Genomic DNA, 11,648 nt, shown 5'->3' with positions numbered 1-11,648 from the left:
GGCGGACATTTAAGGGTAAATGTGAACAATCGGAATGAACGTGTTGTAGGAAAAACACTGACACCCGAGCACCGGACGATGACGTATCCAAATGTAACTATTTGAGATGAGATGATCCCAACTTGTTACGAATTCGCCAAGTAGGGACGAAAAAAAACCGGAGCTTTCGCTCCGGTTCTTGATGGCGCGCAAATTTGGGGATCGATCAGTCCACGAACGCGCGCTCGATCACGTAATGGCCCGGCGCGCTGTTCTTGCCTTCGACGAGGCCGGCCTGCTTCAGCAGGTCGGTCGTGTCCTTCAGCATCGCGGTGCTGCCGCACAGCATCACGCGGTCGTTTTCCGGCGAGAACGGCGGGACGCCGAGATCCGTGAACAGCTTGCCCGTTGCGATCAGGTCGGTGATCCGGCCTTCGTTGTCGAACGCTTCGCGCGTGACCGTCGGGTAGTAGACGAGCTTTTCCTTGATGATGTCGCCAAGGTACTCGTGGCCCGGCAGGTCATGCTTGATGTAGTCCATGTACGCGAGCTCGCCCTTCAGGCGGCACGTGTGCGTCAGGATCACCTTGTCGAAGCGCTCGTAGATGTCCGGATCGCGGATGATCGACATGAACGGCGCGAGGCCCGTGCCCGTCGACAGCATCCACAGCGTCTTGCCCGGCAGCAGGTTGTCGGCGACCAGCGTGCCCGTCGGCTTCTTGCCGATCAGCACCGTGTCGCCCACCTTCAGGTGCTGCAGGCGCGACGTCAGCGGGCCGTTCTGCACCTTGATGCTGAAGAATTCGAGATGCTCTTCGTAGTTCGGGCTGACGATCGAGTAGGCACGCGCGAGCGGCTTGCCGTCGACCTCGAGGCCGACCATCGTGAATTCGCCGTTGTTGAAGCGCAGGCTCGCCTCACGGGTGCAGGTGAAGCTGAACAGCGTGTCGGTCCAGTGATGGACGGATTGGACGGTGGCGGTGTCGTATTTGCTCATGGCTTTGAAAACGGACGCGCGTAGCGAACGCGAGTAACGGGCCCAAAAACGGGCAAAAAACCGAGTGCGACGGCCCGATCACGGATCGGCCGGCCGGCGCGTCGGACACGCGCCTTCTCGATGACAGACGATTGAGGAACTCGTTATTTTACCCTGTTGACGCGGATCGCGGGCTTGACCCCCGTGGCCGCGCGGATTTGGCGCAACGAATCATTTCAATCAGCTTTCGGTTTATCAGCGCTCGGCCGCGAGTTTCGCGCCCAGGCCGACGAGCGCCACGCCGCACAGCGCGTCGAGCGGGCGCCGCATGCGCCGGTAGCCGCGTTGCGCGCGCGGGCTCGCGAACAGGTAGGCGACGCACGAATACCAGCCGGCCGACAGCACGCCGATCGTCACCAGCACCGCGCCGTTGAACCACAGCGGCACGTGCGCGGGCAGCATCGCCGCGAACACGCTGGTCCAGAACGCGCAAGATTTCGGGTTCGTCAGGCACGTGAACAGTCCGCTGCGATAGGCGCGCAGGTAGTCGCGCGCGTGCGGCGCGGCCAGCGGCGCGCGTTCGTCGGTCGCGTCGGCCGGCATCGTATCGCGGCGCACGCCCGAGCGCAGCAGCTTGAAGCCGAAATACACGAGGTACACGGCGCCGCCGATCCGGATCGCCTCGTACAGCCATTCGACCTGGTGCAGCACGGCCGCGAGGCCGAGCATCGCGAGCGTCGCCCATGCGACCGACGCGGTGCCGACGCCGAGCGCCGAGGTGGCGCCGAGGCTGCGCCGGCCCGCGAGCGACAGTTGCGAAATCATGAAGAAATTCGGGCCGGGGGTGATCGCCGCGACGAGATAGACGGCGGCGATTTGCAGCAGGATCGGCAGGTAGGTCATGGCGGCGCGGCGGCGGGGCTTGGCGGAATGGGCAAGGCGTCAATGTAGCGCGCGCCGTGCAGCCGCGCTTTGGCGGTGCGCGATCCGGCTGATCTCGGGCCGAGGCCGGGAACGTTATTGCGGATCGAGGCGCAGGCGCGCGATGTACGGCAGGTGGTCCGACAGCCACGCGGCCTCGCCGGACGGGGCGCGCCATTCGAGCGGCGTCAGCCCGCGCACGAACATCTTGTCGAGTGCGAGCGCCGGCGAGAACGCGGGGAACGTGCGGCCCGATTCGCCGAGCAGCGTCGCGACCTCGGACAGCCCGATCTCGCCGAACAGCGCGACCGAGTCGTTGCGCCAGTCGTTGAAGTCGCCGGCGAGCATCAGCGGGCCATCGCCTGCGTTGCGCACGATCCAGTGCGCGATCCAGTGCATCTGGCGCAGCCGCGCGGCGCGGGTGAGCGCGAGGTGCGCGCACAGCAGCGTGACCGGGCGCGCGCCCGCGAGCGTCGCGCGCGCGACCAGCAGCCCGCGCCGCTCGAAGCGGTGCGCGGAGATGTCCCAGCGGCCGCCGAGATCGAGCGGGTGCGGCGACAGGATCGCATTGCCGTGCCGCCACGACGGCTTGAACACGTTCGGCCCGAGCGCGATCTGCCAGTCGAGCGCATGCGCGATCTCGGTGGCCTGGCAGTGCCAGACGTCGTCGACCGCGTCGTCCATCGGCGCGCCGAAGCCGGGGGCGAGCATCGGGCGCGGCATGCGGCGCGCCATCGCTTCCTGCAGGAAATACACGTCGGCGTGCGTCGACTGCATCCAGTTGCGCATCGCGTTCCACGCGGTGAAGCCGAGCGGCGAGCGACCCTTGTGCAGGTTCCAGCTCACCGCGGTGATTTCGTCGGGTGCGGCGTGCGGTTCGGCGAACGGCAGGGACAGGGCATCGGCGGACATGACGCTCAATCCTTCGCGACGTGCGCACGCACGCGGTACACGAGGTGCGGATGCTGTTCGACGAGCGTCCAGTCGGTCCACGCGTCGCCGCCGACCGTCAGGCCCGGGTGGCTCGCGACGATTTGCCGCGGCGAAGCGGGCACGCACGGATCGGCCGGCTTCGCGCCTTCGTCGTCGATCGTTTCCTGCACGTCGAGCGCGAGCGACACCGTGTTCGCGCCGGCATCGACGGCGAGCGGCGCGACCGTCACCGAGCGCGAGCGCTCGGTCGGCACGACGCGCGCGGCATTGCCGCAGCCGACCGGCACGGCGGACGGATAGCGATGGGTATCGGTACGGGCCTGACCCACGGTGGTGCGCTGCTGGAACGTGTCGATGCTCTGACCGTCGCGCACGACCTGGATCTCCCACGCGACGGAAGCCGGCGCGGGGCTCTGCGCATGGGCGGCGAGCACGACGCTCGCGAGCAGGATGGCCAGGCCGTGTTTCAGCATGAAACGTCTCCGGAAACGCGGAATAGCGGGGAACGGACGCACATCTTACGCCCGATCGATTTCGATCGCGATGTGACAGGACGCGCCGCGGCAGGTTCGCCGCACGATGCGGTCCTGTTCGAAAGGTAGGGCCGCGTCATGCGTTTTCAAGCGAAAAAGCGCGTGAACTCGGCGACCGGCGCGCGCTCGGTGACGAGGCGGTTCTCGATCGCGTCGGGGTCCGCATGGCCGAGCGACATGCCGCAGACCAGCTGTTCGTTGGCGGGAATGCCGAGGTGTTCGGTGACGATCCGGTGAAACGGCACGAACGCGGCTTGCGGGCAGGTATCGAGCCCGCGTGCCCGTGCGGCCGTCATCACGCCTTGCAGGAACATCCCGCAGTCGAGCCATGCGCCGTAGGTCATCACGCGGTCGAGCGTGAAGAACAGTGCGACCGGTGCATCGAAGAAGCGGAAGTTGCGTGCGTGCTGCGCATGCATGCGCGCCTTCTCGTCGCGGCCGATGTTCAACAGGCCGTACAGGTCCCAGCCGACCTTGCGGCGCCGGTCGATATAGGGCGACACCCATTCGCGCGGGTAGTAGTCGTACTCGGCGACATATTTTTCGTCGCGCGCGGGATCGTCGTGGGCCGCGGTAAGCGCGGCGGCGAGTGCATCGCGCGTGGCGCCGGTCGCGACGTACACGCGCCACGGCTGGATGTTGGTGCCCGACGGCGCGCGACTCGCGGTTTCGAGGATCGCTTCGATCGTGTCGCGCGGCACGGGTGTCGGCAGGAATGCGCGGATCGCGCGGCGCGACGTGAGCGCCGCATCGACGGCGTCGATCGCATCGGCATCGACGCGCGGGAAAGCAGTGGGGACGGACATCGGCATACCTTCGGGACGGGCCGACGCGCCGCGCGGGCGCCGTCGGCAAGGCCGGTGCGGCGGTGGGTGAACCGACGATGATACGCCGCGGCGCGCCGGCATGCAGCGCGCGCGAGTGTTAGCAGCAGACGCGCGCGGCTGCTTGCTTGCGCGGGGATGCGGGATCGCTACACTGAAATCGTAAGGGTCTGATGGTCATGTGACGGCAAGCGGCAGCGAGGTTGGTATGACGACGGCGATGGTGAAACAGGAACTGGCGGTGGCGTCCTTCAGCACGGTGTACGACCTCGAGCAGGTCGAGACGGCGCTGAGCGACCTGAACGAGAGCGCGAGCGACGCACTGCGCGCCACCTACGAGAGGATGCTCAAGACGGGCAACCTGCGCTTCTGCGTGAAGCCGAACCGGATGCCGTCGTTCGACGCGCTCGGCGAGACATTGCCCAATTTCGCCGAGCCGCTCGACGACGTGCGCAAGCAGGTCGCGCTGTGCCTCGAAACGGACGACCGGCTCGAACTGATGCCGATCCTGCTGCTCGGGCCCCCGGGCATCGGCAAGACGCACTTCGCGAAGGCGCTCGCGCAACTGCTCGGCACCGCGTACCACTACGTACCGATGAGTTCGTTGACGGCCGGCTGGATCCTGTCGGGGGCATCGTCGCAATGGAAGAACGCGAAGCCCGGCAAGGTGTTCGATGCGCTCGTGAACGGCAGCTACGCGAACCCGGTGATCGCGGTCGACGAGATCGACAAGGCCGGCAGCGACGCGCAGTACGATCCGCTCGGCGCGCTGTACGCGTTGCTCGAGCACGACACCGCGCGTGCGTTCATCGACGAATTCGCGGAAGTGCCGATCGATGCGGGCAACGTGATCTGGGTCGCGACCGCGAACGACGCACACGCGATTCCGGAGCCGCTGCTGAACCGGATGAACGTGTACGAGATCGAGCCGCCTGATGCGGCCGGCGCGCGCCGGATCGCGCAGACGATCTACGACGAGATCCGCACGTCGCATGCGTGGGGGCGGCGCTTCCCGGACACCCTCGGCGACGATGCGCTCGACGTGCTGGCCGCGACCCCGCCGCGCACGATGCGCCGCGCGCTGCTGCACGCATTCGGCGCCGCGCGGCTCGACGGCCGCGATGCAATCGGGCCGCGCGACATCCGTGCCGACGAGGGGGCCGCGAAGCGCCGGCCGATCGGCTTCTGAGCGAGCGGCGCGCGCACGGTGGCAGCCGGCGCGCGCCGTGCCGTGCGTCGTACGTCATGCACGGCGTCGTCGCGATACGCCGCACGACCTTCGGCAAGCGGATGAACCGGGACGTACAATTCTCTTCTCTCCCCTCGACGCGCTAGCGGCGCGAAACGTCATGGAGCAGATGGATTGTGTCGTGATCGGCGCGGGTGTCGTCGGTCTTGCGATTGCGCGCGAACTGGCCGCGCGCGGGCGCGAAACGCTCGTGCTCGAGGCTGCCGATGCAATCGGCACCGGTACGAGTTCGCGCAACAGCGAAGTGATCCATGCGGGGCTCTACTATCCGCGCGGGTCGCTGAAGGCGACGTCGTGCGTGCACGGGCGCGACCTGCTGTACGAATTCTGCGAGACGCATCACGTGCCGCACCGGCGTGCCGGCAAGCTGCTCGTCGCCACGAGCGTCGCGCAGGTGAAGCAGTTGAAGGCAATCGCCGCACGCGCGGCCGAAAACGGCGTGCTCGACCTGATGCCGCTCACGCGCGCCGAGGCGCAGACGCTCGAGCCCGCGCTCGAATGCGTCGAGGCGCTGTTCTCGCCGTCCACCGGCATCGTCGACAGCCACCAGCTGATGCTCGCGCTGCTCGGCGACGCGCAGCGCGACGGCGCGGTGTGTGCGCTGAAATCCCCGGTCGAATCGATCGACGTGCTGCGCGGCGGGCGCTTCGTCGTGCGCACGGGCGGCGACGCGCCGACCGAGATCGAGGCCGCCTGCGTGATCAACAGCGCGGGCCTCGGCGCCCAGGCGCTGGCGCGCCGCACGCGCGGCCTCGACCCGCGCTGGGTGCCGCCCCTCTATCTCGCGCGCGGCAACTACTTCAGCCTGTCGGGGCGCGCACCGTTTTCGCACCTGATCTACCCGATGCCCGACCGCGCGGGGCTCGGCGTGCACCTGACGCTCGATCTCGGCGGGCAGGCGCGCTTCGGCCCGGACGTCGAATGGGTCGATACGCTGCGCTACGAAGTCGATCCCGCGCGCGCGACCGCGTTCTACGCGTCGATTCGCGCATTCTGGCCGGGCTTGCCCGACGACGCGCTGCAGCCGGCATACGCGGGCATCCGGCCGAAAGTCGCGGGGCCCGGCGAGCCGCCGGCCGATTTCATCGTGCAGGGCGCCGCGCAGCATGGCGTGCGCGGTCTCGTGAACCTGTTCGGCATCGAGTCGCCGGGGCTCACCGCGTCGCTGGCGCTTGCACAGCGCGTGGGCGACATGGCGGCCTACCGCTGACGCGGCGCGCACTCGCCCGGCGTGTCGAATTTCTTATCTATGACATTTCGGCGCGCACAACCATTCGCTTGAGCGTTATTCTGTCGAACGGCTGTCGCCAGAACAGCTTTCAAACCGATAACGTTGGAGCGAGTCCCCCATGAAAACATCCCGTCGGAGTTTCCTGATCACGAGCATTGGTGCCGTGTCCGCGCTGGCGCTGTCGCGCGAAGCGCTGGCTGATGCGCCGATGCTCACGGAGAGCGACCCGACCGCGACGGCACTCGGCTACAAGGCCGATGCCACGAAGGTCGACAAGGCGAAGTACCCGAAATACGCGGCAGGCCAGGATTGCGCGGCCTGCATGCTGTACCAGGGCAAGAAGGGCTCGGCCTCGGGCCCGTGCGGCGCCTTCCCCGGCAAGCAGGTGTCGGCGAAGGGCTGGTGCAGCGCCTTCTCGAAGATGGGTTGAGGGCCATGCGGCATCGTGCGATGCCGCATTGTGGCGAAAACCGCAAAACGCCCGCCGTCGATGGATGGCGGGCGTTTTTTATTGCTTGAAAACGGTTCCGTCGCTTTCTACACTCGCTGCAAACCAGCGCGCCGCGGGCACCCTGCGCGCCGCGCAGCCCGACACGGCGAACTGACGAGAACGAGGCACGCATGGCGACGATTGCGAATTCAACGAAAACGACGCGGCCCGAGCGTGCGCTGAACCGGCGAGCGGTCGCGGCCGCCGTGATCGGCAACGCGCTCGAGTGGTACGACTTCACGGTGTTCGGCTTCATGACGGTCGTGATCGCCGAGCTGTTTTTCCCGACCTCCAGCGAATATTCGTCGCTGCTGCTGACCACCGCGACGTTCGGCGTCGCGTTCTTCATGCGCCCGATCGGCGGCATCGTGTTCGGGCTGTACGCGGATCGCGCCGGCCGCAAGGCCGCGCTGTCGCTCGTGATCCTCCTGATGACGGCCGGCATCTTCCTGCTCGCGGTCGCGCCGCCGTATGCGGCGATCGGCATCGGCGGCCCGATCCTGATCGTGCTCGGCCGTCTGCTGCAAGGCTTCTCCGCGGGCGGCGAATTCGGCAGCGCGACGGCGCTGCTGATCGAGGCTGCGCCATTCTCGAAACGCGGCTTCTACGGCAGCTGGCAGATGGCGAGCCAGGCGGCCGCGCTGCTGATCGGCGCGCTCGTCGGCGCGGCCGTCACGCGCGGGCTGTCGCACGACGCGCTGCGCAGCTGGGGCTGGCGCGTGCCGTTCGTCCTCGGGCTCGTGATCGGCCCGATCGGTTTCTACATCCGCCGCCATCTCGCCGATTCCGAAGCGTTCCTGCATGCGCAGCAAAGCGCGCGCCGCGCGACGCTCGGCGAAGTGTTCACGCGCCACCCGCGCGAGGTGCTGTGCGGGCTCGGCTCCGTGATCGCGCTGACCGTGACGATCTACGTGCTGATCAGCTATCTGCCGACCTTCGCGGTGAAGCAGCTGAAGCTGCCCTACGCGGAATCGTTCTACGCGGTGATCGTCGGCAACCTGCTGCTGATGGTGCTGTCGCCGATCGCAGGCGCGTGGTCGGATCGCATCGGCCGCAAGGGGCTGTCGCTGTGGTCGCTGGTGCTGACGCTCGCGCTGATGTATCCGCTGTTCGCATGGCTCGACGCGGCGCCGAGCATCGCGCGGCTGATCGCGGTGCAGGCCGTGCTGTCGGTCACGCTCGCGGGCTACTACGGGCCGTTCGGCGCGATGATCGCCGAGCTGTTTCCGGCCAACGTGCGCTCGACCGGGCTGTCGATCGCCTACAACGTCGCGGTGATGCTGTTCGGCGGCTTCGGGCAGTTCATCGTCACGTGGCTGATCAAGGTCACCGGCACGCCGCTCGCGCCGACCTACTACGTGATGGCCGGGATCGCGCTGTCGATCGTCGCGGTCGCGTTCGTGCCCGCGCGCAGCGCCGATCTCGACGCGCCGGCGTGACGACATGACGATTTGAAGACGATCAACGGATCGTTTCGTAAAACGCAATGATGTGCTGCGGAACACGGGAAAACGGGGCATCGAGCCTTCGTGTTCGCGCCCGAATTGTTTAGTTGTCGAACGAAACTTGCGCGAGATGAACGGAATTGTCGCTCGCGCGCGTTGTCGCATTTTTTACCCACACTAAACATCCGCAAAAACCCGCGCGGGCGTCTAGAAGAGTTTTTTCTCCAGCTTGTTGCCACATCGTTAGCTCAAGTAATATCCGCGTACGCCGGCCCCGGGCGGGCCGGTTCCGATCTGGAGACCTGGAGGAAACATGGAATACAACCGTCTGTTGCACACCCTGCGTGTTACCGCCATGGCAGGCGTGGCAGCGGCATCGCTCGGCGTCGCGGGTTCTGCATTCGCACAGATCCCGAACAAAACGCTCGTCTACTGCTCAGAAGGCAGCCCGGCGGGTTTCGATTCCGCGCAATTCACGACCGGCGTCGATTTCACCGCCGCCACGTTTACCGTTTACAACCGTCTCGTCGAATTCGAGCGCGGCGGCACGAAGGTCGAGCCGGGCCTTGCCGAGAAGTGGGATGTGTCGCCGGACGGCAAGGTGTACACGTTCCACCTGCGGCATGGCGTGAAGTTCCACACGACCGACTTCTTCAAGCCGACGCGTGAATTCAACGCGGACGACGTGCTGTTCACGTTCCAGCGCATGCTCGATCCGAACCAGGCGTTCCGCAAGGCGTACCCGGTGTCGTTCCCGTACTTCACCGACATGGGCCTCGACAAGCTGATCACGAAGGTCGAGAAGGTCGATCCGTACACCGTGAAGTTCACGCTCGCCGAGCCGAATGCGCCGTTCATCCAGAACATGGCGATGGAATTCGCGTCGATCCTGTCGGCCGAATACGGCGACCAGCTGATGAAGGCAGGCAAGGCCGCCGACATCAACCAGAAGCCGATCGGCACGGGCCCGTTCATCTTCCGCAGCTACACGAAGGACGCGACGATCCGATTCGATGGCAATCCTGATTACTGGAAGAAGGGCGAGGTGAAGATCTCGAAGCTGATCTTCTCGATCACGCCTGATCCGGGCGTGCGCGTGCAGAAGATCAAGCGCAACGAATGCCAGGTGATGACCTATCCGCGTCCGGCCGACATCGCGACGCTGAAGGCCGATGCGGGCGTCGACATGCCGTCGCAGGCAGGCTTCAACCTCGGCTATCTCGCGTACAACGTCGAGCACAAGCCGGTCGACAAGCTCGAGGTGCGTCAGGCGCTCGACATGGCGATCAACAAGAAGGCGATCCTCGAGTCCGTCTACCAGGGCGCCGGTCAGGCTGCTTCCGCGCCGATGCCGCCGACCCAATGGTCGTACGACAAGAACCTGAAGATGCCCGCGTACGACACCGCGAAGGCGAAGGCGCTGCTCGCGAAGGCCGGCTTCCCGAACGGTTTCGAGATCACGCTGTGGGCGATGCCCGTGCAGCGCGCGTACAACCCGAACGCCCGCCTGATGGCCGAGATGATCCAGGCCGACTGGGCGAAGATCGGCGTGAAGGCGAAGATCGTCACGTACGAGTGGGGCGAGTACATCAAGCGCGCGCACTCGGGCGAGCAGGACACGATGCTGATCGGCTGGACCGGCGACAACGGCGATCCGGACAACTGGCTCGGCACGCTGCTCGGCTGCGAGGCGGTCAAGGGCAACAACTTCTCGCACTGGTGCTACAAGCCGTTCGACGAGCTGATCCAGAAGGGCCGCACGACGACGGGCCAGGACGCGCGGACGAAGCTCTACACGCAGGCTCAGCAGATCTTCGCGCAACAGCTGCCGTTCTCGCCGATCGCGAACTCGACGGTCTACCAGCCGGTTCGCAAGAACGTGGTCGACATGCGTATCGAGCCGCTCGGCTATGCCCGCTTCGACGGTGTTAGCGTGAAGTAACACGCCTGTCGTAAGCTGTCGCGAAGACCGGCTAATTCATCCGGCGGCGGGAGGCCAAAAGCTTCCCGTCGCCGGTCGCACATTTCCCACCAGAAAATACGAGACGCATCATGTTCACATTCGTGTTGCGCCGCGTGGGCATGGTGATCCCGACCTTCATCGGTATCACCATCCTGGCGTTTGCGCTGATTCACCTGATACCGGGCGACCCCATCGAAGTGATGATGGGCGAGCGCGGCGTCGATCCCGCGATGCACGCGGAGGCGATGAAACGCCTCGGGCTCGACCAGCCGCTGCCCATGCAGTACCTCCACTACATCGGCCGGGCGTTTCATGGCGACCTCGGCACGTCGATCATCACCAACACGAGCGTGGCGGGCGAGTTCTTCGCGCGCTTCCCGGCGACCGTCGAGCTGTCGCTGTGCGCACTCGTGTTCGCGCTCGCGGTCGGGCTGCCGGCCGGCGTGATCGCCGCGTTGCGGCGCGGCTCGGTCGTCGACCATGGCGTGATGGGCACTGCGCTCACCGGCTACTCGATGCCGATCTTCTGGTGGGGGCTGATCCTCATCATGGTGTTTTCGTCATACCTCGGCTGGACGCCCGTGTCGGGGCGCATCGCCGTCGAATACGACTTCCCGCACCCGACGGGCTTCATGCTGATCGACGCGCTGCTCGCGCCGGACGAAGGCTCGTTCAAGTCGGCGGTCAGTCACCTGATCCTGCCCGCGATCGTGCTCGGCACGATCCCGCTCGCGGTGATCGCGCGGATGACGCGCTCGTCGATGCTCGAAGTGCTGCGCGAGGACTACATCCGCACCGCGCGCGCGAAGGGGCTGTCGCCCGCGCGCGTGGTCGTCGTGCATGCGCTGCGCAATGCGCTGATCCCGGTCGTCACCGTGATCGGCCTGCAGATCGGCACGCTGCTCGCGGGCGCCGTGCTGACCGAGACGCTCTTTTCGTGGCCCGGTGTCGGCAAGTGGCTGATCGATGCGATCGGCCGCCGCGACTATCCGGTCGTGCAGGGCGGCATCCTGCTGATCGCGACGCTCGTGATCGTCGTGAACCTGGTCGTCGACCTGCTGTACGGCGTGCTGAATCCGCGCATCCGCCACACGAGGTAATCCC

General features: G+C 66.3%; 11 protein-coding genes. 6 read left to right on the top strand and 5 right to left on the bottom strand.

The genetic code is table 11. The annotated features are described in order from the left end of the window. Positions 1 to 205: 205 nt before the first annotated feature. From ACPTTC_RS17585 to ACPTTC_RS17565, 5 genes are all read right to left on the bottom strand, one after another. A complete protein-coding gene (locus ACPTTC_RS17585; protein WP_059812432.1) occupies positions 206 to 976 on the bottom strand; it encodes a ferredoxin--NADP reductase in 771 nt (256 codons plus the stop codon). A gap of 234 nt (positions 977 to 1,210) precedes the next feature. Next, positions 1,211 to 1,858, bottom strand: coding sequence for a LysE family translocator (locus ACPTTC_RS17580; RefSeq protein WP_423393220.1), 648 nt, complete (start codon positions 1,856 to 1,858; stop codon positions 1,211 to 1,213). 114 nt (positions 1,859 to 1,972) lie between these two features. Further along, entirely contained in the window at positions 1,973 to 2,788 is an 816-nt protein-coding gene (locus ACPTTC_RS17575; RefSeq protein WP_175971029.1) for an endonuclease/exonuclease/phosphatase family protein, read from the bottom strand. Between the two features lie 5 nt (positions 2,789 to 2,793). Beyond that, a complete protein-coding gene (locus ACPTTC_RS17570; RefSeq protein WP_423393219.1) occupies positions 2,794 to 3,282 on the bottom strand; it encodes a hypothetical protein in 489 nt (162 codons plus the stop codon). A gap of 146 nt (positions 3,283 to 3,428) precedes the next feature. Further along, positions 3,429 to 4,148, bottom strand: coding sequence for a nitroreductase (locus ACPTTC_RS17565; protein ID WP_423393218.1), 720 nt, complete (start codon positions 4,146 to 4,148; stop codon positions 3,429 to 3,431). 226 nt (positions 4,149 to 4,374) lie between these two features. Here ACPTTC_RS17565 and ACPTTC_RS17560 point away from each other — a divergent pair, with 226 nt between their 5' ends. The 6 genes from ACPTTC_RS17560 (at position 4,375) to ACPTTC_RS17535 (ending at position 11,644) form a co-directional block, all read left to right on the top strand. Continuing rightward, positions 4,375 to 5,355: an AAA family ATPase gene (locus ACPTTC_RS17560; protein ID WP_423393217.1), complete on the top strand. Its 981-nt coding sequence runs from the start codon at positions 4,375 to 4,377 to the stop codon at positions 5,353 to 5,355. 160 nt (positions 5,356 to 5,515) lie between these two features. Then, on the top strand, positions 5,516 to 6,625 hold the full coding sequence (locus tag ACPTTC_RS17555; RefSeq protein WP_423393216.1) for an NAD(P)/FAD-dependent oxidoreductase: 1,110 nt from the start codon (positions 5,516 to 5,518) through the stop codon (positions 6,623 to 6,625). 139 nt (positions 6,626 to 6,764) lie between these two features. After that, a complete protein-coding gene (locus ACPTTC_RS17550; RefSeq protein ID WP_175015387.1) occupies positions 6,765 to 7,076 on the top strand; it encodes a high-potential iron-sulfur protein in 312 nt (103 codons plus the stop codon). 191 nt (positions 7,077 to 7,267) lie between these two features. Further along, positions 7,268 to 8,575 carry an MFS transporter gene (locus ACPTTC_RS17545; RefSeq protein ID WP_423393215.1) on the top strand — a complete coding sequence of 436 codons (1,308 nt, stop codon included), beginning with the start codon at positions 7,268 to 7,270 and terminating at the stop codon, positions 8,573 to 8,575. A gap of 319 nt (positions 8,576 to 8,894) precedes the next feature. Further along, positions 8,895 to 10,523 carry an ABC transporter substrate-binding protein gene (locus ACPTTC_RS17540; protein ID WP_423393214.1) on the top strand — a complete coding sequence of 543 codons (1,629 nt, stop codon included), beginning with the start codon at positions 8,895 to 8,897 and terminating at the stop codon, positions 10,521 to 10,523. A 110-nt stretch (positions 10,524 to 10,633) separates the two neighbouring features. Continuing rightward, positions 10,634 to 11,644: an ABC transporter permease subunit gene (locus ACPTTC_RS17535; protein WP_423393213.1), complete on the top strand. Its 1,011-nt coding sequence runs from the start codon at positions 10,634 to 10,636 to the stop codon at positions 11,642 to 11,644. Positions 11,645 to 11,648: the final 4 nt, after the last annotated feature.

This window comes from Burkholderia mycopellens (assembly GCF_964265025.1).
GTDB lineage: Bacteria > Pseudomonadota > Gammaproteobacteria > Burkholderiales > Burkholderiaceae > Burkholderia.
Note: the sequence above shows the minus strand (reverse complement) of the source record. Positions and strands in the feature narration are given on the sequence as shown.